General features: G+C 57.6%; 23 protein-coding genes and 1 tRNA gene. 6 read left to right on the forward strand and 18 right to left on the reverse strand.

The window, feature by feature from the left end; translation table 11 throughout:
• Positions 1–20: 20 nt before the first annotated feature.
• From BG841_RS15860 to BG841_RS15920, 13 genes are all read right to left on the reverse strand, one after another.
• The gene (locus tag BG841_RS15860; RefSeq protein WP_070058531.1) at positions 21–929 is read right to left on the reverse strand and encodes an XrtA system polysaccharide deacetylase; all 909 of its coding nucleotides are present in this window, start codon (positions 927–929) and stop codon (positions 21–23) included.
• A gap of 21 nt (positions 930–950) precedes the next feature.
• Complete coding sequence (locus BG841_RS15865) at positions 951–2,213, reverse strand: outer membrane beta-barrel protein (RefSeq protein WP_070058532.1); 1,263 nt, start codon at positions 2,211–2,213, stop codon at positions 951–953.
• Positions 2,206–3,105, reverse strand: coding sequence for a polysaccharide biosynthesis protein (locus tag BG841_RS15870; RefSeq protein ID WP_228141687.1), 900 nt, complete (start codon positions 3,103–3,105; stop codon positions 2,206–2,208). The genes BG841_RS15865 and BG841_RS15870 overlap by 8 nt, the downstream gene beginning before the upstream one ends.
• Positions 3,105–4,631 (reverse strand): XrtA system polysaccharide chain length determinant, encoded by a 1,527-nt coding sequence (locus tag BG841_RS15875; RefSeq protein ID WP_070058533.1) that lies wholly within the window; start codon positions 4,629–4,631, stop codon positions 3,105–3,107. Before BG841_RS15875 ends, BG841_RS15870 begins: the two co-directional genes overlap by 1 nt.
• Before the next feature lie 53 nt (positions 4,632–4,684).
• A complete protein-coding gene (locus tag BG841_RS15880; protein WP_070058534.1) occupies positions 4,685–5,332 on the reverse strand; it encodes an XrtA/PEP-CTERM system exopolysaccharide export protein in 648 nt (215 codons plus the stop codon).
• Between the two features lie 32 nt (positions 5,333–5,364).
• Positions 5,365–6,777 carry a TIGR03013 family XrtA/PEP-CTERM system glycosyltransferase gene (locus BG841_RS15885; RefSeq protein WP_083260296.1) on the reverse strand — a complete coding sequence of 471 codons (1,413 nt, stop codon included), beginning with the start codon at positions 6,775–6,777 and terminating at the stop codon, positions 5,365–5,367.
• A gap of 164 nt (positions 6,778–6,941) precedes the next feature.
• On the reverse strand, positions 6,942–8,426 hold the full coding sequence (prpD, locus tag BG841_RS15890; protein ID WP_070058536.1) for a 2-methylcitrate dehydratase: 1,485 nt from the start codon (positions 8,424–8,426) through the stop codon (positions 6,942–6,944).
• A gap of 156 nt (positions 8,427–8,582) precedes the next feature.
• Positions 8,583–9,761, reverse strand: coding sequence for a 2-methylaconitate cis-trans isomerase PrpF (prpF, locus tag BG841_RS15895; protein ID WP_070058537.1), 1,179 nt, complete (start codon positions 9,759–9,761; stop codon positions 8,583–8,585).
• 136 nt (positions 9,762–9,897) lie between these two features.
• Positions 9,898–12,495 carry a Fe/S-dependent 2-methylisocitrate dehydratase AcnD gene (acnD, locus tag BG841_RS15900; protein WP_070058538.1) on the reverse strand — a complete coding sequence of 866 codons (2,598 nt, stop codon included), beginning with the start codon at positions 12,493–12,495 and terminating at the stop codon, positions 9,898–9,900.
• A 151-nt stretch (positions 12,496–12,646) separates the two neighbouring features.
• A complete protein-coding gene (gene prpC / locus BG841_RS15905) occupies positions 12,647–13,777 on the reverse strand; it encodes a 2-methylcitrate synthase (protein ID WP_070058539.1) in 1,131 nt (376 codons plus the stop codon).
• A gap of 93 nt (positions 13,778–13,870) precedes the next feature.
• Positions 13,871–14,758: a methylisocitrate lyase gene (gene prpB, locus BG841_RS15910; protein ID WP_070058540.1), complete on the reverse strand. Its 888-nt coding sequence runs from the start codon at positions 14,756–14,758 to the stop codon at positions 13,871–13,873.
• A 47-nt stretch (positions 14,759–14,805) separates the two neighbouring features.
• Positions 14,806–15,486, reverse strand: a complete 681-nt coding sequence (locus BG841_RS15915) for a GntR family transcriptional regulator (RefSeq protein ID WP_070058885.1) — start codon at positions 15,484–15,486, stop codon at positions 14,806–14,808.
• 190 nt (positions 15,487–15,676) lie between these two features.
• Positions 15,677–17,008, reverse strand: coding sequence for a ShlB/FhaC/HecB family hemolysin secretion/activation protein (locus tag BG841_RS15920; protein WP_141737124.1), 1,332 nt, complete (start codon positions 17,006–17,008; stop codon positions 15,677–15,679).
• Between the two features lie 309 nt (positions 17,009–17,317).
• On the opposite strand from BG841_RS15920, the gene galU reads away from it, so the two are divergent.
• From galU to BG841_RS15950, 6 genes are all read left to right on the forward strand, one after another.
• Positions 17,318–18,154: a UTP--glucose-1-phosphate uridylyltransferase GalU gene (gene galU / locus BG841_RS15925; protein ID WP_070058542.1), complete on the forward strand. Its 837-nt coding sequence runs from the start codon at positions 17,318–17,320 to the stop codon at positions 18,152–18,154.
• The gene (locus BG841_RS15930; protein ID WP_070058543.1) at positions 18,151–19,113 is read left to right on the forward strand and encodes a DMT family transporter; all 963 of its coding nucleotides are present in this window, start codon (positions 18,151–18,153) and stop codon (positions 19,111–19,113) included. The genes galU and BG841_RS15930 overlap by 4 nt, the downstream gene beginning before the upstream one ends.
• 41 nt (positions 19,114–19,154) lie before the next feature.
• A tRNA-Val gene (locus BG841_RS15935) sits at positions 19,155–19,231 on the forward strand.
• Positions 19,232–19,675: 444 nt separating this feature from the next.
• Positions 19,676–21,130: an aspartate ammonia-lyase gene (locus tag BG841_RS15940; RefSeq protein WP_070058544.1), complete on the forward strand. Its 1,455-nt coding sequence runs from the start codon at positions 19,676–19,678 to the stop codon at positions 21,128–21,130.
• 191 nt (positions 21,131–21,321) lie between these two features.
• On the forward strand, positions 21,322–21,585 hold the full coding sequence (locus BG841_RS15945) for a DUF4124 domain-containing protein (RefSeq protein WP_070058545.1): 264 nt from the start codon (positions 21,322–21,324) through the stop codon (positions 21,583–21,585).
• Between the two features lie 124 nt (positions 21,586–21,709).
• Positions 21,710–22,375 carry an FkbM family methyltransferase gene (locus BG841_RS15950; RefSeq protein ID WP_070058546.1) on the forward strand — a complete coding sequence of 222 codons (666 nt, stop codon included), beginning with the start codon at positions 21,710–21,712 and terminating at the stop codon, positions 22,373–22,375.
• 16 nt (positions 22,376–22,391) lie between these two features.
• Here the strand turns inward: BG841_RS15950 and BG841_RS15955 are convergent, their stop codons facing one another.
• The 5 genes from BG841_RS15955 to BG841_RS17495 all read right to left on the reverse strand — a co-directional run.
• Entirely contained in the window at positions 22,392–22,736 is a 345-nt protein-coding gene (locus tag BG841_RS15955) for a 4a-hydroxytetrahydrobiopterin dehydratase (protein WP_070058547.1), read from the reverse strand.
• Between the two features lie 140 nt (positions 22,737–22,876).
• Positions 22,877–24,199, reverse strand: a complete 1,323-nt coding sequence (locus BG841_RS15960; protein ID WP_070058548.1) for a sodium ion-translocating decarboxylase subunit beta — start codon at positions 24,197–24,199, stop codon at positions 22,877–22,879.
• Positions 24,200–24,213: 14 nt separating this feature from the next.
• Complete coding sequence (gene oadA / locus BG841_RS15965) at positions 24,214–26,004, reverse strand: sodium-extruding oxaloacetate decarboxylase subunit alpha (RefSeq protein WP_070058549.1); 1,791 nt, start codon at positions 26,002–26,004, stop codon at positions 24,214–24,216.
• Between the two features lie 42 nt (positions 26,005–26,046).
• A complete protein-coding gene (locus tag BG841_RS15970) occupies positions 26,047–26,298 on the reverse strand; it encodes an OadG family protein (RefSeq protein ID WP_070058550.1) in 252 nt (83 codons plus the stop codon).
• A 182-nt stretch (positions 26,299–26,480) separates the two neighbouring features.
• A partial coding sequence (locus BG841_RS17495) for a DbpA RNA binding domain-containing protein (protein WP_228141742.1) occupies positions 26,481–26,638 on the reverse strand: 158 nt, incomplete at its 5' end.

The following is a 26,638-nucleotide window of genomic DNA, read 5'->3' on the forward strand; positions in this document are numbered from 1 at the left end:
CCTTGAGTGCGTTTGGCCGCTCAGCCGTGGCTGACCACTGGCTTTATGTCCTCTGTTCCGTCTGGCAGGAGCGGAGGCGTGTCCAACACCCCCTGCGCCCGCAAGACCTGGGTCACCGTAGTGAACTGAAACCGGGTTAATAGCCGCTCCAGACGCTGCTCACAGACGTCCAGATTGTTGTAGTGACGAAACCGGGAAAGCCACTTGACCCTGAGCCGGGGTTGCTGGGGATCGATTTCCCAGGGGTGCAGGTAAAACACAAAAGGCCGGCCCTGCCGATTGAGGCTCGCCAGCCCCCACTGACTGAACCAATAGGGGTACAGGCGAAAGTAACCGCCACCCGCAATCGGCAGGGTATACCCCGGGAATTTCAAGGTGCTGAGTGGAAACTCCGCCAGCTCATAGCCTTTGTCGGTGCGGAGCCGGTGGGGCCAGCGCGGCGTGCCCGGCATGCCGTAACGATCGTGATGGACCGGAAAGATCGACGAATCCCAGGTAAACCCCTCTTCACACAAGATATCCAGGGCCCAGCGCGACTGTTGCGTGATGGAGTAGCTGGCCGCCCGGTAGCCGGTGATGGCTTTGCCGGTGATATCTTCCAGGATGTGCTTTGCCCGACGGGTTTCTTCGCGAAAAACAGCCGGCGTCTGCTTATAGATCAGTTGATGGCTGTACCCATGACTGGCAAGCTCGTGACCGGCGCTGTCGATACGGCGAACCAGCGCTTTCGATCGTTCCGCCACCCACCCCAGAGTAAAAAAGGTTGCTTTGATCCGATGGCGGTCAAACAACGCCAGCAACCGATCGGTGTTGGCTTCCACCCGGTATTCCATGGCGTCCCAGTCGTTACGATCAACGGCTTCGGCCAGTGCCGCTACCTGAAAATAGTCTTCAACATCCACCGTCAATGCATTTAAAAGATCGGTCATGACACTTACCGGATGGGTGGCTTAACGGAACTTGTAACTGATGCCCACAACAACTGTGTTTTCGTTGTACTCACGGCTGGCGACGTCGCTGGACTTTTGGGTGCGCCCGATGCTCGCCCGCAGGCTGGCTTTTCGGGTCAGTTCATAGCCCAGGCCCGCATTGATGGACGCGATCCGGTCGTCAGTGTCATCGCTGGCATAGGAGCGGGCCACATACTGCCCGCTCAGATAGGCGGTAAGCCATTGATTGACAGGGCGTGAATAGCGTGCGCTGATACCGACGGCATCGTCCTGCTCGTTGGTACCCAGGTAATCCGACCGGTCTGCGAATGGCGAGACGGTCAGTACACTGCCGTTACTGAAGATTTTGTTTAAACCGCTGCGGATGCTGGTGACTTCTACAGCGTTTGATTGCCGAAAACTGAATACGAAGCCCTGAAAGATAATGTCAAAATCCGAGGACCGGTCGGTTAATTGACGGCTCGCCTGTAAATAAATGCTGGTGGAGGCATTGATATCCCGGTTCAACATGAGATCGCCAACCAGCGCATCGCTGGACGAGGTATTGCTTCGAAATTCGGTTTCGATCTTGCTTGCGCCGACTGAGCCACTCAAGCTCGTGGCCGCCCACTGTTTGTTGAACGTCAAGCTGGCGGTGCTTTTATCAATTTCTTCGCCGCTATCCAGTTCGGCCTTGCTCATTGACAGTCTTATGCCGCCACTGAAGCTTTCGGTAAACAAATGATTCCAACCGGCACTGCCAATAACCCTGTTGCTGTCCCGTTCCGCGGGATCATCAAACTCGGTATTTTCGAATTGGGCGGACAAGGTGAGCAAATCGATGGGACTCAATTGCACCTGGTAACGCGGCCCCGTCCGGAACACGTTTTTGCGGGTGGAATTATCCGGGTTATCGCCACCCCGGGAGTCCTGCACCACATCGCGGGTGTCGTTGGACAGGTCCCAGTACAACCGTTGGGTCAGCTGGCAATCACCCAGGAAGCTGATGTTGGTATAGAGTTCCGGATCGTAGGAGCTGTCAAGCCAGTGTCCCCACCCCAGTCGCGCCGCCAATGATGAGTTGCACCTGCCCGGATCCGCTTGGTGACTGACCTGCACATTGACCCGGTTTTCCAGATCACTCTTGGGGCTGCGATGCGATTGCCTGACGTTATCACTGAAACGGGATTCCAGACCGCCACTGATCTCTACCGGCCTTGCCTGCGCGGTACCAATCGCGCTTACTAACAGAATTGTCGTCCATAACGGGCCCAGTTTAGCCATTGACTACTGCTCCAAGAAATTTCTGCGGATCAAATGCCAACGCCGCTTGCTCGGCGGCACCTGCGGTAATTCGTCCGTGGGGCACCACCAGCAGGGCGTAATCCGCCAGATCGGTCAGGATCCGGGCGTCCGGCGAATCACTGATGGAAACCGTATCCAGCACAATAAACCGGTCGGGGTAGCGGCGTCTGACCGCCTGTAAAAACTGCTTCATGCGAAACGAGGTGAAGAATTCGGCCGCACTCTCCCGCTGGCTGCCGGCGGGAATCAGCCTCAGTCTGGGTATGCCGGTGGGGTAAAGTACCCGGGCGATGTCGTAATCAAAATCTTCCAGAAAGTCCGTCAGGCCATTTTCAGGCGTTATGTCCAATACGGAATGCAGCGACGGTTCTCGCAGATTACAGTCAATAATCAGCGCCGTCTTGGCCTGATCAAACGCAAACGCCGCCGCCAGGTTCAACGCCACAAAGGAGGACCCCGCCCCCGCGGTTGCTCCGGTCACCACCAGGGTAAAGTTGTTGCCGCCCGAGGCCTCCAGCAGTTTGGTCCGCAAACTGCGAAACCGGTTTACCAGGTCCCGATTCGGGGAATCCGGATAAATGATCCGTCGCTCGTCGAGGTCGTCTTTGGTCAGGCGGCGGGGTTCCTGCATTCGCGGGATTTGCCGGCTGATGACGTGCTTGTCCACCGCGCCCTGACCCAGTTCAAACGAACTGGGCACCAGCAGTTTGGAATCTTCCCAATCCGAACTGACTTCCTTGTCAGACGCCCCCGGAGGAGGTGTCCCGGCCCACTTGGCCGCGCTCGTGTGTTCGTCATTACGCGCGTTACGCTGCTTGGCTTCGGCCTCACTGACGTCTCCGTCCGTAAGATGGTTCTTGGAATCTCCCATCACAACACCCCTGCTAATGATGCGGCTACAATGGCAATGTATGCGATTGCGGTGATCGCGGCACAAGCAATCACGGCAATAGTGAGGCGGCGGTTTCGCCGTCTTTCGAAGGGCGTTCTGACCTGCGGCAGTTCAACCAATACCGGCAACCCAACTTCGTCTTCCAGTTGGCGCCGGGAGCGCACCCGGGGGTCAATTTGCAGATACCCGGCGATCGCCCCAATCGGCGCCAGGGCCCCGAGGAGCAACCCCCCAAGGGCAAACATGTTGAATTGCATACCGGTCGGAGCCAACGGGTAACGGGCGGCCTCCACGATGCGGAAATTCAATCCCTGCCCCTCCACATCCAGGCGCATGGACACCCGGGCGCGTTCCCGTCGCTTCAGCAGGTCATCGTAGATCTGCTTGTTCACCTGCATGTCTCGGGTCAGTTCGGCGTATTGGGCCTTGTTTTCCTGAATGCGTTCCATCCGTTCTTTTTGTTGGTCCAGCAACTGGTTCAGCGAGCGGATGCGCGTTTCAATCGTTTCAATTTCGGTATTGGCGGTCACCAGTTGTGCTCTGAGTTCCTGATACAAGGGGTTGGCCACGCTCTCACCGATAACCGTTTGGGCCGAGGTGTCGCCACGTTCCAGCGCACGCTGGCGTTGTCTTTTTAACTGCGCCAGTTGCTCCTGAACGATGATGATGTCGGGGTAGCTGTCCAGGTAACGTAGCCGGAGCGAGTCCAGTTGTTCCTGCATGGCATTGATACGGGCCCGGTAACTGTCTTCCGTGCGCTCGTTATAGATGTTTGGCTGAATGCCACTCAGCTGAAGTTCCAACGATTTTGCTTTGGTAATAAACTGCTCCCGAAACAGTTGCGCCACCTCCAGCTCTCGCCGCAGGTTCGCCATGCGGGCGGTCGCCTCTTCTTCGGTTCCGTCGACGTTTTCCGATAGGAATTCCTGCAAATTTTGCTCCACGCTGGCGAGTTGCACCTCGTAGCTCTTCACCTGCTTGTCGATGAACTCGTAGGCACTGCGACTCTCTGTGCGTTTGCGTTTATTGCTGTTTTCGATGAATAACTGGGCCAGTTTCTGAGCCACGCGCAGTGCTTCCACTTGCGACGTCGACTGGAACCCGATGCTGAAGTAGTTTTTACCGCGCGGTTGCACCTGCACCCCCGCGCGCAACTTGGCAATCAGCCGCTCCAGGTTCTCAGAGGAATCGCCGCCGCTCCCGGCAGGAAACAGGGAGGTATCGGTCGCCGCCTGCTCCAGCAACGCGCGGGTCCACAGGGTTTGCCGGGCCTCAGATGTCCGCTCACTGATTTTGGTGGCAACCGCGCTGCCTTCCATCAGCGGCTGGATAATGTTGCTGTCATCGATGTAAATGATAACTTCCGACCGGTATTTGTATGGCCACATCAGCCCTGTGATAAGAACCGCAAAACTGATGAGCGCAAATACAACAAACACGAGCCACTTCCGCGCACGGAGCTCGCGAACGATTTCTGCTGGTAACTGTGTTAACGGAAGTGCCATAACTGTCCCGCCTGATGCTGTGCATTTGCTCTGGTGATCGAAACCGGTGAGTCTCAGAAACTGCGTTCGGGCACTGCGAGGATATCCCCCGGACGGATTGCGTAATTGGTCTGTACTCTGCCTTTGTTGAGAATGTCATCCAGCCTGACGGGAATGGCAACGACTTCACCGTCCACCGAGCGATACAGCATGGTGTTGTTCAAGGCGGCAAAGGGATTCGCGCCCCCGGCACTCAGAAAAATATCGAGCACGGTCATACCGGCCCGGTGGGGTACAGACATGGGCTGGCGTACCGCACCCGTAACCCGCACCCGGTCGCTGAACTCATGACTGCCCATGGAGGTGACCACTACACTGACCTTTGGCTCACGCACGTACCGCGCCAGCTTGCGCTCGAGGTCGGCGGACAGGTCTTCGGGGGTTTGGCCACTGGCAGCTACATCGCCAATCAATGGCACTGAAATTTTTCCATCCGGGCGCACAGGTACGGTGATACTCAGATCGTTATTGCGCCATACCGATATGGCGAGCACATCGGTGACCCCGATCACATAATCGTCAACACTGTTGGTGCTGTCATAATTCAAGGCGTTCTGGATTTTCTCCGGGGATGACGGAGAAGAGCCTATCGCGCAAGCGCTTAACAGCACCACCGAAACCAGTGCCAGAACCAACGATTTGAGAGTAACTATCCGTGACATTTTTATTCCTCTTCCGGGTTCAATCAGCGGATTTACCGCGATCCTTTTTTGAACAGCACCACTTCCACGGTTTGAATTATGATTAGCAAGTCCAGAAGCAGACTGTGATTTTTAATATAGTACAAGTCGTAGCGTAGTTTCTCGCGAGTGTCCTCTTCGTTATCGGCATAGGCAAAACACAGTTGCGCCCAACCAGTGATTCCCGGTTTGACCCGATGGCGTTCGTTGTAAAACGGAATGCTTTTGGCGAGCTGCTCAACAAAAACGGGACGCTCAGGCCGGGGCCCGACGAAGGCCATGGAACCGTTGAATACGTTGAATATCTGCGGTAATTCATCGATCCGCATCTTGCGGATAAACGCCCCTACTTTGGTTACCCGAGTGTCATTTTTTTGCGCCCAGACCGCACCGTTTTTTTCGGCGTTGATGTCCATAGAGCGGAATTTGTACACCTTGAATATTTTACCGTTGAGGCCGACCCGTTCCTGACTGTAGAACACCGGGGCACGCCAGCCGTCTTCGATTTTGATGGCCACTGCGGTTAACAGCATCAACGGGAAACCGACGAGCAAGAGTACGCCCGAGGCAACAATATCCAGTGCCCGCTTGCCAGCGCCTGAGACCGTGGAGACAGCAAATCCATCCGAAAACACCAGCCAACTGTGGCTGACCATTTCGAGCGCCACCTTGCGGGACTCGCGCTCATAAAACGTGGTGCCTTCGACGACCCGGACCCCGTCCATCTTGCATTCGAGCAGATCTTCCATGGGCAACCCCTTACGACGGTCATCTACCGCAACGACAATCTCGCTGATGTCATTCGTCAGGGTGTAGTGTTGCAAACTGGTGTGAGGGGAAATCAGTTTTTCAGTCGCGATCTGTGGAGGTTCACCGACCAGAGGTACAAAGCCGGCGAGTACGAACCCTTTGCGGTTGAACGGTGTCTGAAAATCTTCAAACAATTGCCGGGCACGTAACCCCGCCCCAAGAATCAGCACATTACGTTTGAAGTTGTCTTTATTCACCAGGGCATAAAACAACACCCGGGCGATCCCGAGAAAAAACACCCCCAACACGGACGACGTCGTCAGTACCCCGCCGCCGCCCAGATACCAAAGCCATTCGTCCGCCAACAAATACGCCATGCCTGACAATGGCAGGCTGATGAACAACGCCAGGATCGACCGCAGCATCATGCCCGACATGCCCTCGTGCAACCGGGACGGATAAACACCGATGGCAATCATCACCAGCAGCGCCAGAGCTGCAAACACGATCCCGGAAGGAAGCACAAAACCCAGGTTGGCGATAAAAAAATCAGGGTCGCCGAAGTATTTGAAGAACACCGTGACACAGAAGGCTGCCTTCAAAACCACGAAGTCAACCAACCCGAGTATGAGATAGGGCAAATGAATGTAATGCTTGAACACTCTGACGTGGCCCACGTCAACTCCTTGTCTGTGCGTACAGAGCTTCATCCGCGCGTCCACTGCAACGGATACTGACACCATTAACCTGTTTAAAAGTGTACGTTATTTTCCTCAAACTGCAATCAAGTGTAACCGCTCAGTTACACAGGTTAACAGGTCTGGACGCCGCCTACCCCCCACTATATAACGAACAACTCTACGAACTCGTGCACGGAAGTACCTTCCAGTTCGTCCGGAGACTCACACAACTGGAGAATACGCGCGCACCGGGCTGGTGGAAAACGGGTGGCCAGATTATTCCGGAACTTCTCAACCAGCAGCGGCATGCCTTCTTTGCGGCGGCGACGGTGACCGATGGGGTACTCCACGGTGATTTTTTCCGTGTGACTGCCGTCCTGGAAAAATACCTGCAGCGCATTGGCGATCGAGCGCTTGTCCGCCTCCAGGTATTGGCGGGTGAAAGCTTTGTCCTCGATAACTTCCATTTTGTCACGGAGGTTATCGATCAGCGGATTCGCCTGGTGAAAGTCATCTTCATAGTGCTCGGCCACCAGGTCACCGAAAATCAGCGGCACTGCGGTCATGTATTGCAGGCAATGGTCCCGGTCAGCAGCGTTGGCGAGTTTGCCGACCTTGGAGATGATGCGAATGGCCGATTCGTGGGTGCTGATGACGATTTTGTCGATTTCCTGCAGACGGTCTTTGACCTGCGGGTGCAGCGTAACCGCAGCTTCGGCGGCGGTCTGGGCGTGGAACTCCGCCGGGAACGAGATTTTGAACAACACGTTTTCCATCACGTAGGTGCCAAACGGTTGCGGCAGAGAAAACCGGCGCTGCGCCACTGGTTTTACCGTTTGATCCTGATTGGTTTTGCTGAATGACACCTCATAAAAACCCCATTGGGTGGCTGTCAACACACCGGGAATCCCCATTTCACCGCGCATGGCAATATCCGCCAGCCTCACCCCCCGCGAGGTGGCGTCGCCGGCCGCCCAGGATTTGCGTGAACCCGCATTCGGAGCATGCCGATAGGTGCGCAACGCCTGTCCGTCGACCCAGGCGTGGGACAACGCGGACAGCAGCTGATCACGATTGGCGCCCATCAGTTTGGCGGTAACGGCGGTTGACGCCACCTTAACGAGCACCACGTGATCCAGACCGACCCGGTTAAACGAATTCTCGAGGGCCAGAACCCCCTGGATTTCATGGGCCATGATCATGGCTTCCAGCAGGGTACGCATGGTGATGGGGGCTTGCCCCCGCGCGACGCGCTGTTGGGACAGGTGATCGGCGACGGCGAGTATGCCCCCCAGATTATCGGATGGATGGCCCCATTCTGCCGCCAGCCAGGTGTCGTTGTAGTCCAGCCAGCGGATGATGCAGCCAATGTCCCAGGCGGCTTTAACCGGATCCAGGCGAAACGACGTACCGGGGACCCGCGCCCCGTGGGGAACGGTGGTACCCTCAACCAGCGGACCAAGGTGTTTGGTGCATTCAGGAAAGCGTAACGCCAGCAACCCGCACCCCAGGGTATCCATCAGACAATAGCGGGCGGTGTCGAGCGCCTCCGCGCTGCCGGGGGAGAATGTTAAAACGTAGTCGGCGATGGATTGGAGGACGTCGTCGTAATCGGGGCGTTCGTTGAGGTCGTAAGTAGCAGACATGCGGTGTCTCCTTCTTCGCGCTGGGTGCCGGATGGCCTTTACCCGTGGCGGTGCAGGAGCACCGGCACACCCTGATGTGAACCGTCAGTATCGTTCAGGTGCGCCGGAGAAACCAGTGAACAGGCCCCTCGGCACGTTCACTGGCAGGGGGGACGCTTAAAACGAGTCGCCGGGGATACGCACCCAGCCTTCCATCAGCACTCGTGCGCTGCGACTCATGGACGCTTTGATCGCCGTCCACTCTCCGTCCACCTGGCGGGCTTCAGCGCCCACCCGCAAGGTGCCGGAGGGGTGACCGAAACGCACCGCGGTGCGCTCGCCACCACCGGCGGCCAGATTCACCAGAGTGCCGGGAATCGCTGCGGCCGTGCCAATAGCCACCGCCGCGGTGCCCATCATGGCGTGGTGCAATTTGCCCATGGACAGGGCCCGTACCAGCAAATCAATGTCGCCCGTGGTGATCGGCTTGCCACTGGAGGCGACATAATCCGCCGGCCTGGCCACAAACGCGACCTTGGGGGTGTGCTGACGCGCCGCGGCTTCTTCGACCGATTGAATCAGCCCCATGCGCACCGCCCCATGGGCGCGGATGGTTTCAAACATCGCCAGGGCCTTGTCATCCCCGTTAATTGCCTCCTGCAACTCCGTGCCGGTATACCCGATGCTGTCAGCGTTAACGAAAATGGTGGGTATGCCCGCGTTGATCAGGGTCGCCTCGAGTTTACCGACGCCGGGCACCTCCAGCTCGTCCACCAGATTGCCGGTGGGGAACATGGCGCCGTCGCCGTCGGCCGGGTCCATGAAGTCCACCTGCACTTCGGCCGCCGGAAAGGTGACCCCATCCAGTTCGAAATCACCGGTTTCCTGCACCTCCCCGTTGGTGATCGGGACATGGGCGATGATGGTTTTACTGATGTTCACCTGCCAGATACGCACCACTGCCACCCCGTTTTCGGGAATGCGGTCGGCGGCAATCAGACCGTTGCTGATGGCGAAGGAGCCCACCGCGGCCGTCAGATTACCGCAGTTGCCACTCCAGTCGACAAACGGCTTGTCAATCGACACCTGGCCGAACAGGTAATCCACATCATGGTCGGGCTGTTCGCTTTTCGACAGAATCACCGTCTTGCTGGTGCTCGAAGTGGCGCCGCCCATACCGTCGGTTTGTTTGCCATACGGATCGGGGCTGCCGATTACCCGCAGCAACAGCTTGTCCCGGGCCGCGCCCGGAACCTGCGCCTCATAGGGCAAATCCTTCAGGCTGAAAAACACCCCCTTGCTGGTGCCACCACGCATGTAAGTGGCGGGGATTTTGATTTGTGGGTTGCTAGGCATGGGTTACCCCTTAAGTGCAGGCGCCGGATTGCAACTGCATCAATCCGGCGGTGGATGGGCTGATGGCGGTTGGTGATTTCCTCTCTCCCACCCCCTCTCCCGCCAGGGGCGAGGGGGTGGGGAGAGGGGGCAGGGCTTAAACCGCTCCTTCCGCTTCCAGGAAATCCTGAGCAAAGCGTTGCAGTACACCGCCAGCTTCGTAGATAGACACTTCTTCCTGGGTGTCCAGGCGGCAGCGCACCGGCACCTCCACCCGATCGCCATTGTTGCGATGGATGATCAGGGTAAGAATGGCTCCCGGCGTGAAGTCGCCCACCACGTCGTAGGTCTCGGTACCGTCAATTTCCAGGGTCTTACGGGTGGTACCCGGCTGGAACTCCAGCGGCAACACGCCCATGCCAATCAGGTTGGTGCGGTGAATGCGTTCGAAGCCTTCTGCCACAATCGCCTCCACCCCGGCCAGGCGCACGCCTTTGGCAGCCCAGTCACGGGACGAACCCTGTCCATAATCCGCCCCGGCGATGATGATCAGCGGCTGTTTGCGCTCCATGTAGGTTTCAATGGCTTCCCACATACGCGTGACCTTACCCTCGGGCTCAATACGCGCCAGCGAGCCCTGTTTCACCTTGCCGTTCTCATCCAACACCATTTCGTTGAACAGTTTCGGGTTGGCGAAGGTAGCGCGCTGGGCCGTCAGGTGATCCCCACGGTGAGTGGCGTAGGAGTTGAAGTCTTCCTCGGGCACGCCCATCTTGTGCAGGTATTCACCAGCCGCCGAATCCCGCATGATGGCATTCGACGGCGAGAGGTGGTCGGTGGTGATGTTATCGGGCAGCACCGCCAGCGGACGCATGCCCTTCAAGGTACGCTCACCGGCCAGAGCCCCTTCCCAATACGGCGGGCGGCGGATGTAGGTGCTTTGCGGGCGCCAGTCATACAGCGGGTTGACCTGAGCCTGGGATTCCCGGGTGACGTCAAACATCGGGATGTAGACTTCGCGGAATTGTTCCGGTTTGACGCTCGCCGCCACGATTGCATCGATTTCTTCATCCGCTGGCCAGATGTCGCTCAGGGTGACCGGATTGCCGTTCTGGTCGTGACCCAAGGGGTCTTTTTCGATGTCAAAGCGGATGGTGCCGGCGATGGCGTAGGCGACCACCAACGGCGGCGACGCCAGAAAGGCCTGTTTCGCAAACGGGTGAATCCGGCCATCAAAGTTGCGGTTGCCCGACAACACCGCGGTGGCGTACAAATCACGCTCAACCACTTCTTGCTGAATCTCCGGATCCAGAGCGCCACTCATGCCGTTACAGGTGGTACAGGCGAAACCCACCACCCCGAAACCCAGAGTCTCAAGCTCCGGCAACAGCTGGGCATCGTCCAGATACATCTCAACCGTTTTGGAACCCGGTGCCAGCGAGCTTTTGACCCAGGGTTTGCGGGTCAGCCCCAACTTATTGGCGTTACGTGCAATCAGCCCCGCCGCAATCATGTTGCGGGGGTTACTGGTGTTGGTACAGCTGGTGATGGCCGCGATGATCACCGCGCCATCCGGCATTTTGCCCTCTTCCTTTTCCCAGACTCCGGCGATGCCACGCGCGGCCAGCTCGGAGGTCGGCAGATGGGCGTGCGGATTGGAGGGGCCCGCCAGGGTGCGGGTCACCGAGGACAGATCAAAGGTCAGCACCCGCTCGTATTCGGCCGTTTTCAGGCTGTCGGCCCACAGCCCCGACACCTTGGCGTACTGCTCCACCAACGCGATCTGGTCGTCTTCACGGCCGGTCAGCTTGAGGTAATCAATGGTCTGACCATCAATGTAGAACATGGCTGCGGTGGCCCCATACTCCGGGGTCATGTTGGAGATTGTGGCCCGGTCGCCAATGGTCAGGGCATCGGCGCCCTCGCCAAAGAACTCCAGGTAGGCGCCCACTACCCGCTCGGTGCGCAGGAACTTGGTCAGCGCCAGCACCATATCGGTACTGGTAATGCCCGGCTGCAGCTTGCCGGTCAACTCAACACCTACGATATCCGGCAGCCGCATGTATGACGGTCGGCCCAGCATCACGGTTTCGGCTTCCAGGCCACCCACGCCAATGGAGATAACGCCCAGCGCGTCCACCATGGGGGTGTGGCTGTCGGTACCCACACAGGTGTCCGGAAAAGCCACCCGGTCGTACACCTGCACCACCGGCGACATTTTTTCCAGGTTGATCTGGTGCATGATGCCATTGCCCGGCGGGATCACATCGACGTTTTTAAACGCCTTTTTGGTCCAGTTGATGAAGTGGAAGCGGTCGTCGTTGCGACGGTCTTCAATGGCGCGGTTCTTCTCGAACGCATCCTTTTCGAAACCCGCGTGCTCCACGGCGAGGGAGTGGTCCACGATCAACTGAGTCGGCACGACCGGGTTGACCTTGGAGGGATCTCCGCCTTTTTCCGCGATGGCGTCCCTCAGGCCGGCCAGATCCACCAGTGCGGTCTGACCAAGAATGTCGTGGCACACCACTCGCGCCGGGTACCAGGGGAAGTCCAGCTCCCGCTTGCGCCCGATGATTTGTTGCAGTGCGTCCGTCAGCACTTCCGGCTCACACCGACGCACCAGGTTTTCGGCCAGAATGCGGGAGGTGTATGGCAGTGTGTCGTAGGCGCCGGGCTGAATGTCTTCGACCGCCTGGCGGGTATCAAAGTATTCCAGGTCGGTGCCCGGAAGCGGCTTGCGATAATCGGTGTTCATGGGCGCTACCCTTATTTTACGGTCAGGCCAGACCGGAGTTGACCGTTCTGGCGTGTGTTGGTTGGTTCATTTGCGCCCTCTCCCCACCCCTCTCCCGCGAAGGGACAGGGGCTGGGGGGGTGAGGGGCAAATCAACTGGCACTCAAGCCCGTCAGGCCCGCTCTTCAATGGGCACAAACTCGTTCTGATCGGGCCCCGTGTATTCCGCACTTGGACGGATGATGCGGTTGTTGGCGCGCTGTTCTTTTACGTGGGCGGTCCAGCCGGAAACCCGCGACATGACAAAAATCGGGGTGAACAGTTCGGTCGGGATGCCCATGAAGTGATAGGTGGACGCGTGGAAAAAGTCAGCGTTACAGAACAGCTTCTTCTCACGCCACATGACTTCCTCGCACCGGACCGATACGGGGTAGAGCACGGTGTCGCCCGCTTCATCCGCCAGTTTCTTCGACCACTCTTTGATGATCACGTTACGCGGATCGGACTCGCGGTAAATCGCGTGGCCGAAGCCCATGATTTTTTCTTTGCGCTCCAGCATACCCAGCAGGCCCGCTTCGGCCTCGTCGGGGCTGCTGAACTTCTGGATCAGTTCCATCGCGGCTTCGTTGGCACCGCCATGCAGCGGCCCCCGCAGGGTCCCAATCGCGCCGGTCACGCAACTGTGAATGTCCGACAAGGTCGACGCACACACCCGCGCGGTGAAGGTTGACGCGTTGAACTCGTGTTCCGCATAGAGGATCAATGACACATTCATGACCCGTTCGTGCAGCTCGCTGGGCTTCTTGCCGTGGAGCAGCTCGAGGAAATGGCCACCGATGGTATCGCTTTCGCCGGCGGTGTCGATGCGCACGCCTTCGTGGGCAAACCGGTACCAGTAGGTAATGATGGACGGGAAAACTGCAAGCATCCGGTCGATCTTATCGTCCTGCTCGGAGAAGTCGGCTTCGGTTTCCAGATTACCCAACATGGAGCAACCGGTGCGCATGACGTCCATCGGGTGGGCGTCCTTGGGGATTTGCTCAAGTACGGTTTTCAGCGCATCCGGTAAGGCGCGCAGGCTGATCAGTTTTTTCTTGTACGCATCCAGTTCTTGCTGATTGGGCAGTTTGCCGCGCAACAGCAAATAGGCCACCTCTTCAAACTGCGCATGTTTGGCCAGATCGCTGACGTCGTAGCCCCGATACGCCAGACCGGTACCGGTTTTACCCACGGTGCACAGAGCCGTCTCACCCGCCACCTGACCACGGAGACCAGCGCCTCCCAGTTTTTTTGCTTCAGCCATTGCTACACTCCCTCTTGTTGTTGAGCTGTCGGAGCCAGGGGTGAACCCCGCCCGACTTTCAGTTCTGTCTTGATTTCAGAAGGTACTCTGCGATTACCCTTTTTGCTGCTGGAACAACTGATCCAGCTTCTGCTCAAAGTCGTGGTAATTCAGAAAATCATAAAGCTCCATGCGCGTTTGCATCATATCGACGACGTCTTTCTGATCGCCTTTTTCCAGAATATTCTGGTACACCGCCACCGCGGCTTTATTCATCGCACGGAAGGCGCTCAACGGGTACAACACCATATCGGCACCGGCTTCGGCAAGCTCGCTGCGGTTATACAGGGGGGTGGCACCAAATTCGGTGATGTTTGCCAGCAAAGGCGCATCGATCGCAGAAGAGAAGGCCCGGTAGTGTTCCAGTTCGGTCACGGCTTCCGCAAAAATGCCATCGGCCCCGGCTTCGATACAGGCCTGAGCCCGATCAATGGCGGCTTCCAGACCTTCCTGCTGGAACGCATCGGTGCGCGCCATGATGAAAAAATCGTCGTCTTCACGGGCGTCCACACAAGCCTTGATGCGATCGACCATTTCCTGCTTGGAAACAATCTCTTTGTTGGGGCGATGACCACAGCGTTTCTGGGCGACCTGATCTTCAATGTGGACAGCCGCAGCACCGGCACGCTCCATTTGCTTGATGGTGCGGTTGATGTTGAACGCCCCGCCCCACCCCGTATCGATATCCACCAGCAACGGCAGCGCGGACGCCGAGGTGATGCGACGGACGTCTTCAATCACGTCGTTCAGGCTGGTCATGCCAAGATCGGGCAATCCGTACGAGGCATTCGCCACGCCCCCGCCAGAGAGGTAAATAGCCTGGTGGCCGACCCGTTCAGCCATCATGGCCGCATAGGCGTTGATGGTGCCTACAATCTGGAGTGGGTTGTTGTCTTTCAGCGCCTTGCGAAAGCGGGCACCAGGGGATTGTGCGTTAACCATGATCTGACTCCTTGGCCTTGCGGCTGGCTATTGGGGTATCAAAAGACTCAAAAGGACATAAGCCCGTCGGCAATGTTTTTTTCCACATTCCTGCGGGCCGCGCTGATATGACGTTTCATTAAAAACTCTGCGAGCTCGCCATCCCGCTGGGCGATGGCTTCCACGATGCGGCGATGCTCATTCAATGCTTTGTGGGGGCGACCCACCGACGTACTCAGGCGGTAGCGGTACATACGCACCATGTAATACAGATCACCGAGCAGCATTTGTGCAAGTTTGGCGTTACGGCTGCCGGTGGCAATACGGTGGTGGAAATCGTAATCACCCTCCTCCTGATAATAGGCCTGGCCGTGCGCCTGGTTAATCATCGCCTCATGGCTGTCGAGTGTGGCCTGCAGATCGGCAATTTCCTCGTCCGTCATTCGTTCCGCCGCCTGGCGCGCCGCCAGACCTTCCATAAGCTCCCGGATCCGGTACAACTCCACCAACTCATCCGCACTCACCGAAACAACCTTCACGCCCGCATGGGGCCTGCGCACCAGCAGACCTCGGGATTCAAGGCGGCCCAACGCCTCACGCAAGGGCCCGCGGGTCAGGTCAAACCGTGCGCACAATTCCACTTCACCAATTCTTTCGCCCGGTGCAAGCTCACCCTTTACAATAGCAGTTTGTAGACAATCGAACGCCTCATCGGCGCGGGTTTGACTCTGTACGGATGCTTGGCTCATGTCTTTGTTAACAATCCATGGTGTAATGTGTGCAAAACTACGCATCACACCCCACATTGTCAACAATCCACGACAAGAATCCTTGAATATTGTTTACAGCCACAGGGCAAAGGCTGCCGCAGACCGCGGAACCTGGGTGCCTACGGCAAGAATTGTGAAAGCGGAGTATTTGGAAAGACTGCCGGAAAAGTCAGATCTCAAGGAACAGAGACACAGAAACATCCGGACGGTGCGGCGATAACGAGGTAAGCGGCGACTCCTCAAGCATGCTCCCGACACTGATGTCGGCGTGGAGCCCCCGGGTTTGCAGCCCCACAGAGAGCTCTGCAGCACTGGCACTTTGATAGTGGTCACGCGCAGCAGGATTGTCGGGCATCCACCCTTGCAGCACCGACAAGCGAACCCCCGAAAGCAGGTGTGACGTAAACGGCACCAGGAACGGCGGGCTGGCAGCGTCCACCCGTAACCAGCCTCCCACCGGTGACCGCAGGGACCGGCCAGCAAACCCTGAGATAAGCCCGGGGCCCGCTACCTTCATGTATTCGGAGGCGGGCATGTCATCGGGCGAAAACTGATAGCGGCCACTGACGCCCAGACTCCACAACCACAACTGGCGGCGCAAGCTCCCCGCGATCACGTATTTGTGAAAGGGGTTGTCCACACGATAGCCTTCCTCGTCCCGGTACTCGGCACCATTCACATCCACACCACCGATGACCGAGAACCGGGTGCTTGCCTGCACCTCAAAACCCAGCTCATGCGTGGCATAACCGTCAAACTGAACACGCGAAATCTGATGTAACGAATCCTTCACCCAACGCCCTGCCTCAAACACCCGGGTTTCCCTTTCCGAAAATGCAAACCGGCCATCGAGGCGCAGGTAACGCCACCGGTGCATGGCGCGGCGACCAGAAAAGCTCACCACCCTGGAATCACCACTGACATCGTGCTTGCCTGCCGAGCTGACGGCGGTGTTCTGGTACTCCGTCCGTTGCAGCCCCAGCTCAAACCAGTTGCTGGCTACCGGGAACGCGTAGTTGAAACCATAGGCCTTGGAATGGTCCTGCACCCGTAACGCATCAACTGCGCGGTATTCCAGGTTTAAAGAGTGCCTGGCATGAAGGAGATTGTTGGCGGCGAGGCCGATATGTTCACGGCCACGTTCACTGGTGTGCTGGCTGTCACCCAGCAACTCAAATCGGGGGTTGCGCCAATGGCGGTGTAATTCGCTGCCTTTCAGCCACCCCGGGGCGTCAGGGCGCCCAGGCATCTCAGGGCTGAAGCTGTCCGCCGGCGGCGGGATTTTCGGGTTGATCCGCGCGACCCAGCGCCCTATGTCCGCCAGCAGGAGGGACGGGGCGGACCACCGGTCTTCCAGCGCGGGCGCACCATCGCCGGCCCCGGCGTCCTGTTCGGGGTGCGCTGGTGCACACTGCATCACCATCTCGTCAGCGCCCGGTTCTGCCCACAGACTGCAACTGGTTACGCCAAACAGCAGCACCAGCCAGGATCCAAATCGCACCCATTCCATCCCCGGCGGCGCGATTTAGATGCCGCGCCACCTTAAAACATTGCTTAAAATTTAGGCGCTGACTATATGAAATACCGCTGCGGGTTGCCAGTTAAAATTGGCGAAAAGCAAGTTTTAATTTTTATTGAATACATTCAGTTACACTTGTTTCCAAAGACTGTTTCTGTAATAAAAGTCGGCATGTAGGCCCTCTGTTCGGTAATTTTTGAAGCCGTTGTACTCCATTTCCAGATTAACTTGGTTACACTTGGCACACTTTTCGTACCAACCCCGATATTCTCAGGACTTAAGGACGACCCCATGATCAGGAAATGCCTGTTCCCCGTAGCCGGTTACGGCACCCGCTTTCTACCCGCTACCAAGGCCATGCCCAAGGAAATTTTGCCGATTGTTAACAAACCTTTGGTGCAATACGGGGTAGAAGAAGCGTCCGAAGCGGGCATTAACGAATTCGGCTTTGTGACCGGTCGCGGCAAGCGCGCCATTGAAGACCACTTTGACATCAGCTATGAGCTGGAGCACCAGATTGCCGGTACTGGCAAAGAAGACCTGTTAACCTCCATCCGCGACCTGATCGATCACAACACCTTTGCGTTCACCCGCCAGAATGAAATGAAGGGCTTGGGGCACGCCATTCTCAGTGGCCGCAACCTCATAGGCGACAACCCTTTTGCGGTGATTCTGGCGGATGACTTCTGCCTCGGCTCAGAAAACGGTGACGGTGTGCTGGCACAGATGGTCAAACTCTACACCCAGTTCCGCTGCTCGATTGTTGCCATTGAAGAAGTGCCCGCCGACGAAACCCACAAATACGGGGTGATCGCAGGCGAAGCGATGAAAGACGGGCTCTACCGGGTCACCGACATGGTTGAAAAGCCCAACCCCGAAGATGCCCCCAGCAACCTGGCCATCATTGGTCGCTACATTCTCACGCCGGACATCTTCGACATCATTGAACGCACCCCTCCCGGAAAAAATGGCGAAGTTCAGATCACCGACGCGCTGTTGGAACAAGCTCAAAACGGCTGCGTGCTGGCCTATCAGTTCAAGGGACGCCGGTTTGATTGCGGCAGTATCGATGGATTCGTGGAAGCAACCAACTATGTCTACGAGAACATCTATAAGAAAGAGGAATGACCGCCGCCCGCAAGTCTGACCTGCTGATGATCGCTGTCACCTTGATGGCGGCCATTGGCTGGATGTTTTCCAAGGAGGCGGTCCTTTTGATGCCGCCCCTGTTGTTTATGGCCGCCCGCTTCCTGGCGGCTGGTCTTCTGCTGGCCCTCATCGCCCACCGTCAGTTGCTCGCTCTGACCCGTGAACAACTGCGCCGGGGAGTCACCGTGGGTGCGGTTTTCAGCGTCGGCATGAGTTTGTGGGTCATGGGCCTGTTCCACAACGAAAGTCTCGGGGAAGGCGCGTTCCTCACCAGCCTCGGGGTGGTGTTCGTACCGATCATTGCCCGATGCTTCTTTGCTGAACCGCAACCGACCAGTACCTGGGTGGCGTTACCCATCGCCATTTCCGGCCTGGCCCTGCTGTCCCTCGAAAACGGCTTCCGCCCGGACCCGGGGCAGTTGTTTTTTATCGGCTCAGCACTCACCTTTGCCCTGTATTTCATCCTCAACACCCGCGCGGCCAACCAGCGTGACCTGGTGCTGCCTTCCGGCCAGACCGTCCAGACCGCCAAAATCCCGGCTCTGCCGCTGACCGCCCTGGCGCTGCTATCGGTGGGTCTGATCACCCTGTTGGAATCGGTGTTGCTCGAAGACTGGCGCCCCGTGTTTATCGACCTGAATCCCATGCTGCCCGTGTGGATTCTGGCCAGCGCCGTCGTCGCCACCGCCGGACGGTTTTTATTGCAGACCTATGCCCAGAGTCTTGCGGCGAATTCGAACGGCGTGGTCATTTTGACACTCGAGCCGGTCTGGGTCGCCCTGTTTGCTGCGGTATGGTTCTTTGAGGCCATGACGACACTTCAGGTTATCGGGTGCGGACTGATCTTCGCGGCGTTAATGGTCAACCGCTGGGCAATTTTTCGAAATTTTGTTAAACGCCTGATTAAAACGCATAAAGCTGAAAAAGTGGTTGACTAACCCCGGAGGGATCAGTATATTTCGTCCCCGTTGCAGAACACAGGACCATAGCTCAGTTGGTTAGAGCGCTACCTTGACATGGTAGAGGTCCCCAGTTCGAATCTGGGTGGTCCTACCAATTCTGCAAAGAAAGTCAGTTACTTACGGAGATCGTGAGAACTGGCTTTTTTTGTTTCCCGGCATAGCGTCCCTCCCCCACCGCCACGGCCACCCACGGGAAGCACACCGGCTTTGGTCACCACCCCTCCGATCTATTCCGCCACCGGCCACCAAACGCGCTCCCTTTACGGGAAGACAGTGGAGCGGGTGACCTTCGTGGCTCCCGGAAGTTTCTGAAAAAAAGCGGTTTGATGGCTTTTCGACGGCAGATTTACTGGGTAATACGTATGTTCTGACGTACAATGCGGCTATTTTCCGCCAAAAAGTCGGGAAACTGGTAAAAAGATTTACATGACGGGAAGTTAGTGTCGCACCACCCCGCTATCGGCCGAGCCACACGGTGCCCGGCGGGAATCAGCGGTAACAGACGCTCCCCAGACAACGGAACAGCAAGGAAATCAACATGGGTGATACCGCACGGATACTTCAACACGACAACGGTCGCCGTGAAAAAGACCTACTGGGTGAAGCCTGGGTCCCCGCGGATGCGTATTACGGCATTCAGACCCAGCGTGCGCGGGACAATTTCGACCTGAGCGGCATCCCGTTGAATCACTTCCCTGAACTGGTGCAGGCGCTGGCGCTGGTCAAGCTGGCGTGCGCCAAGGCCAACCACCGCCTGGGGTTTCTGGACGACACCAAGACCGGGGCCATTGAAAGTGCGGTCCAGAAGATTGTCGACGGGCAGTACCATGACCAATTCGTGGTCGATATGATCCAGGGCGGCGCCGGCACCTCCACCAACATGAACGCCAACGAGGTGATCGCCAACATCGGCCTGGAGCAGCTGGGATACGCCAAAGGCGAGTACAGCAACCTGCACCCGAACAACGACGTTAATATGTCCCAGTCGACCAACGACGCCTATCCCACCGCGGTACGCTTGTCGATCCTGTTGAAGCAAAGCGGTCTGGTCGAAGCCCTCGCCGGGTTACGTGATGCCTTCGCTGCAAAGGGCGAAGAGTTTTCCGACATCATCAAGATGGGCCGCACCCAATTGCAGGACGCGGTACCCATGACCCTCGGGCAGGAGTTTCAATCGTTCGCCACCACGCTGGGGGATGACATTGAGCGCATCGCCGATGGTTCTGAGCTGCTGAAAGAAATCAATCTTGGCGGCACGGCCATTGGCACCGGCATCAACACCGACCCGGAATACGCGCAACTTGCGGCCCGCTATCTGTCCGAGCTCAGTGGCTTCGAATTCAACACGGCACCTGATCTGGTGGAAGCCAGCTCCGACATGGGGGCCTTCGTGTCTTTCTCCGGCAAGCTCAAACGTCTGGCGGTCAAACTCTCGAAGATCTCTAACGACTTACGGGTGCTCAGCATGGGACCGCGCTGCGGACTGGCCGAAATCAATCTGCCCGCGCAACAACCGGGCAGCTCCATCATGCCGGGCAAGGTCAACCCGGTGATCCCCGAAGCGGTCAGCCAGGTAGCCTACCAGGTGATCGGATACGATCTGGCGCTTACCATGGGCGCCGAGGCGGGCCAGCTCCAACTGAACGCCATGGAGCCGCTGATCGCGTTCAACATTCTGGAATCCATGCGCATGCTGACCCGGGCCATGGACATGCTGACCAACCGTTGTGTGCACGGTATCACCGCCAACGTGGACCGTTGCCAGGAGCTCATCAATCACAGCATTGGCATCATCACCGCCGTCGTTCCCTACATCGGCTACGATAACGCGACCCGCATTGCCAAGGCGGCGCTGGAGAATGGCCGTGGCGTGCTCGAGCTGATCCGCGAAGAGAATCTGATGAGCGAAGAAGCCCTGAACGAGGTGCTCAAACCCAGCAATATGATTCGCCCGCAAAGGCGCCGGGATCTGAATCCTGTTGGCCCGCAATAACGCACCACCCCAGCAACAACCGTCCACTCACGCGCCCGGAAACGGGCGCGGTGACCTACCGCCTCCCCGACGCCCTGCGACTTCCGAAGCGCCTGCACACCCACGGGATGTGCATCCGGCGACCCTGGTTTGACAGTGTTTTACACACCCGCAGAAAACTATCGGCTATGGTTGAGGTTTCAGGAGGCAACATGCTCAAAAAGACAATGTTTTTGATGGCTATCGCCACTCCCGCGTTGGCCTGCGGCGCGGTGTATCAATGCAGGATTGACGGGCAGACTGTCTTTGCGGATGAGCCCTGCGGGGAGGACGCCACGAAGATCCGGGTGGAGGCCCCCAACAGTATTGATTTAAAAACTCCCAAAGCTGACAAGAAGGCGCCTCTGTCCGGAGAGTTCAAGCACCTTTTGAATGGCATTCAATACATTCGTGAAAATGCCCGCAGCGAGCGTTAACGCCGGCCCCTTGGTGCCCGCCAAGGTCCCCGGAGGAGACACCTGTTTTTGGTAGAACATTTTCAGGATTGCAGTACAAGGTTTCTGATTTGTAAACTACTATTGCTCCATAAAGGAGACCAACATGCTCAGAAACCTGACCAAAAAACTGCCCAACTGGGCCAGGAATGATCTGAAACGGTTGTACTATCGGCGCCAGATTAAGCAAGGCACATTCGTTTCCCCGGAAATCGAGTTCCGCGAGCTTGATGCCTTTATCAAGCCGGGAGACTGGGTGATTGACGTTGGCGCCAATGTTGGCCACTACACCCGGCGCTTCTCTGCGCTGGTCAAACACGGTCGCGTGATCGCACTCGAGCCCCACCCGCAAACGTTTGCCTTGCTGGCCTCAAACGTGGCTGATTTGCACAATGTCACCCTTATCAACGCAGCCCTTTCCGACACCTTCGACGAAGTCGGGTTCAGCATACCGGACGGCAACCCCTACCAGGCGGCCATCGACCTTCAATCCTCAGAAAAGGTCGCCACCGTGAGCCCCTCCGCGCTTGGCTTTAACGCCCGCATCGCGTTCATCAAGCTAGACGTGGAGGGTCATGAGCCGACCATCATCGACTCGATGGATGAGCTCATCAGGAAACACCGCCCGGTACTGATGGTGGAAAACAGCGACGCCTACCTGAAACAGTGGTCAGAGCAGCACGGCTACCAGTTCCGGGATTTCGAAAAGTCCCACAACCATATCCTCGAGCCGGGGCCGTCTGCCGGGGACCCGGGTGTCGCTCCCCTGTGACCAGCTGCTCAACGGGCTACCGCTGTTGGAAAAGCTCCTCGGTACGACTCGCCATGATGAAATCATTGCGGTGCAAGCCCCCAATCTTGTGGGTCCACCAGCGCACGGTGACCTTGCCATACTCCAGTAAAATGGCCGGGTGATGATTCTCTGATTCCGCCAGATCGCCCACCTGGTTGGTAAACGCCTGAGCCTCAGCGAAAGTTTTCAGCTTATAAACCCGTTGCAGCTGCTGCTCACCCTCGCGCTCGATCAGGCTCCATTCCGGCAGCTGCGCCAGCAGCGCCTGTTGTTCGTCGGCAGTGACTTTAGGCGCATCGCTGCTGCATGCCTCACACGCTTGTTCGGCCAACTTGGTCATAGCAGTTTCCTCCGTTCACCCACGGCACCGCTTGGTGCCGTGCCTGGGACTTTTACTGAGGATGGCGATAACCCGGACTGATATCAACAAAAAACCCCGCCAGGCGTTGCCGCCGGACGGGGTGCCTGCTGCCAGACTGATTACCCCAGCAGTTTGATCATCACACCGGCCGCCACGGCGGAGCCAATAACCCCGGCAACGTTCGGCCCCATGGCGTGCATCAACAGGAAGTTGTGAGGGTTGGCCTCAAGCCCGACCTTGTTGGAGACGCGCGCGGCCATTGGTACGGCCGAAACGCCCGCAGACCCGATCAACGGGTTGATCGGATCTTTGATGAATTTATTCATCAACTTGGCCATCAACACTCCAGCCGCGGTGCCCACTCCGAACGCCACGATGCCCAGCGCCAGAATCCCCAGGGTCTGACCGTCCAGAAATTTGTCCGCCATCAGTTTGGAGCCCACCGACAGGCCCAGGAAAATGGTGACGATGTTGATCAGTGCATTCTGGGCGGTATCGCTCAGACGCTCCACCACCCCACACTCGCGCATCAGATTACCGAAGCAGAACATCCCCAGCAGCGGCGCAGCATCCGGCAGGAACAGCACCACAGCGATCAGCACCACCAGCGGGAAGATGATCTTCTCGCGCCGGCTCACCGGCCGTAACTGGGACATCTTGATGGCCCGCTCTTTCTGAGTGGTCAGCACCTTCATGATGGGCGGCTGAATCATCGGCACCAGCGCCATGTACGCGTAGGCCGAGACCGCAATGGCACCGAGCAGATGGGGAGCCAGCACACTGGACACGTAGATCGACGTGGGACCGTCCGCACCGCCGATGATACCAATGGCTGCGGCTTCCAGGATGGTAAATTCCAGAATGCCCAGCCAGTCCAGCAACGCCGCACCCAGCACGGTACCGAAGATACCGAATTGCGCCGCAGCCCCCAGCAGCAGGGTTCTTGGGTTGGCCAGCAGCGGACCGAAATCCGTCATGGCCCCCACCCCCATAAAGATCAACAGCGGCCCGATGGTGCTGCCGATAATGACCAGATAGAAGTTGTGCAGCATGCCGTTGCCGTAGCCGTAATCGGAAGCCACGCTGTTGGCCATGGCCACTTCCGCCGAGCTGCCGGTGTTATAGGCGGATTTGAGTGCCGCCAACACGTCGGGCGTGACCGCCTGCCCGGCCTGGTAGGCCACATCCAGCACGCCGGCCAGCGCCGCCAGCACTTCCGGTTTGGCCACATGCATGGCGTTTTCCGCCGCCGACAGGGCCAGCCCTGCCTCCGGAATATTCGCCAGAATACCGCCGAAGCCGATCGGCACCAGCAGCAATGGCTCGAACCCCTTGCGGATGGCAAGGAACAGCAGTCCCAGACAGACGACAATCATCACCGCCTGCCCGAGTTCGATGTTGAACAGGCCACTGCCTGTCCATAACGTCAGTAATTTTTCCATGGAATGCTGGCCCTTTATGCGATTGTCAGCATTTCATCATCAGGAGAGACGGCATCACCGACCTTGATGAAGACTTCGCCGACGGTACCGGCCTTGGGTGCGCGAATCTCGGTTTCCATTTTCATGGCCTCGAGAATAATCAGCACTTCGCCTTCTTCGACGGTGTCGCCCGGGGTCACCAACACCTTGAAGATGTTGCCCCCCAGCGGGGCAATGACCGGCTCGCCGCCACCGGCAGCCGGAGCCGGCGCCGCAGAGGCCGCCGGTGCTGCAGCTGCAGCACTGCCATCCCCCTGAATCTGGGTGATTTCGCCACCTTCCGATACCGCGACCACGTACTGTTTACCGTTCACATCCACGGTATAGGTCTCGGGACCGCTGGGTTTCTTGGCGGGCAGCGCGTCTTCAGCGGTAGGGACCGGCTCAAACGCATCGGGATTGCCGCGATTCTCAAGAAACTTGAGACCGATTTGCGGGAAGAGTGCGTAAGTCAGCACATCATCCACTTCCTGACCGGCCAGTTTGATGTTTTTCTCGGCCGCCAGCTCCTTGAGCTCCGCGGTCAGTTTGTCCATTTCCGGCTCAAGCAAATCTGCGGGACGACAGGTAATCGCCTCTTTGCCATCCAGTACTCGCTCCTGCAATTCCTTGTTAAAGGGCGCGGGCGCTGCACCGTACTCGCCTTTCAACACGGCGGCGGTTTCCTTGGAGATGGATTTGTACCGCTCACCGGTCAGGATATTGAGCACCGCCTGGGTACCCACGATCTGGGACGTGGGGGTAACCAGGGGAATAAAACCCAGGTCTTCGCGGACCCGGGGAATTTCGGCCAACACGTCGTCGAACTTGTCGGCGGCGTTCTGCTCGCGCAGCTGGCTTTCCATGTTGGTCAACATGCCACCCGGTACCTGGGCAATCAGGATGCGAGAATCAACCCCCTTGAGGCTGCCTTCGAACTTCGCATACTTCTTGCGGACTTCCCGGAAGTAACCGGCGATTTCTTCCAGCAGGTTCAGATCCAGCCCGGTGTCCCGGTCCGTGCCTTCCAGAATCGCAACGACCGCCTCGGTGGGCGAGTGACCGTAGGTCATGCTCATTGAGGAAATAGCCGTGTCAACGTTATCGATACCCGCTTCGGCTGCCTTCACGGCCGTGGCGGTGGACAGCCCGGTCGTCGCGTGACACTGCATATGGATGGGCACCGCCAGCTCTTGCTTCAGACGACTGACAAGATCAAATGCCACATAGGGCTTCAGCAACCCGGCCATGTCTTTGATACAGATGGATTCCGCACCCATGGCTTCGATTTCTTTCGCCAGTTCAACCCACATGTCAATGGTGTGCACCGGGCTCACGGTGTAGGAAATCGTGCCCTGCGCGTGCTTGCCGGATTTACGCACGGCTTTGATCGCCGTTTCCAGATTGCGCGGATCGTTCATCGCATCAAAAATACGGAATACGTCCACCCCGTTGGCAGCGGCCCGATCAACAAACCGTTCGACCACGTCGTCCGCATAATGGCGGTAGCCCAGCAGATTCTGCCCGCGCAGCAACATCTGCTGGGGCGTATTGGGCATGGCTTTCTTGAGCTCGCGGATTCGCTCCCAGGGATCCTCGCCCAGGTAGCGGATGCAGGAATCGAACGTCGCACCGCCCCAGGATTCGAGCGACCAAAAACCCACTTTATCGAGCTTTTCTGCGATTGGCAGCATGTCATCAAGACGCATGCGGGTTGCGAATAGAGATTGGTGCGCGTCGCGCAAGACGACGTCAGTGATCCCTAGTGGCTTTTTTATGTCTGTCATCGTGTAAGCCTTCTGTTTAAAGGTTCTAATTCGGTTACCGGATCACTTCTTGTGGCGCGCCCGGAATTGTGCAATCGCCTTTTTGATGGCTTCAACGGTATCAGGGTCAACTGATTCTGGCGCTGAGGATTTTGCACGGGGTGTACGTACCGGGGTGGCCGGTTCTGGCGGCGCAAACCGGACGATTACCTTGGACATGAGCGTGGTTGCAATCACCAGAATAACCAGGAAGGCAAACACAAAGCCCATGCCGGCAATCATCAGATCTACGGCCTGTGTCATTAGCTCATTCATACCGAACAGCTACCTGTTATTAATCGTTTGTTTATCCCGAATACGACCGGCAGCAAGGCGCAGCCACACATTTCGGGGAGGCAAAATCCTGCGTAATTTACCGGTTTCTGATTTATGGAGCAACCTAATCGAAACGATTGTTTGCGCAAGTCTATAGATAAAAACCGAATATCGATATCCACTCACACCATGCGCACACGGAATTTTCGGCCTTTGATCCGGCCTTTTTCCAACCGCGCCAGAGCCTTTCCGGCCACCCCGGCTTCAACGGCGACAAAGCACTGAAAATCAAACAGATCAATTTTACCGATGGCGGAACCCGGCAAGCCTGCCTCCCCCG

The sequence above is a fragment of the Marinobacter sp. X15-166B genome, from assembly GCF_001752365.1.
Classification (GTDB): Bacteria; Pseudomonadota; Gammaproteobacteria; order Pseudomonadales; family Oleiphilaceae; genus Marinobacter.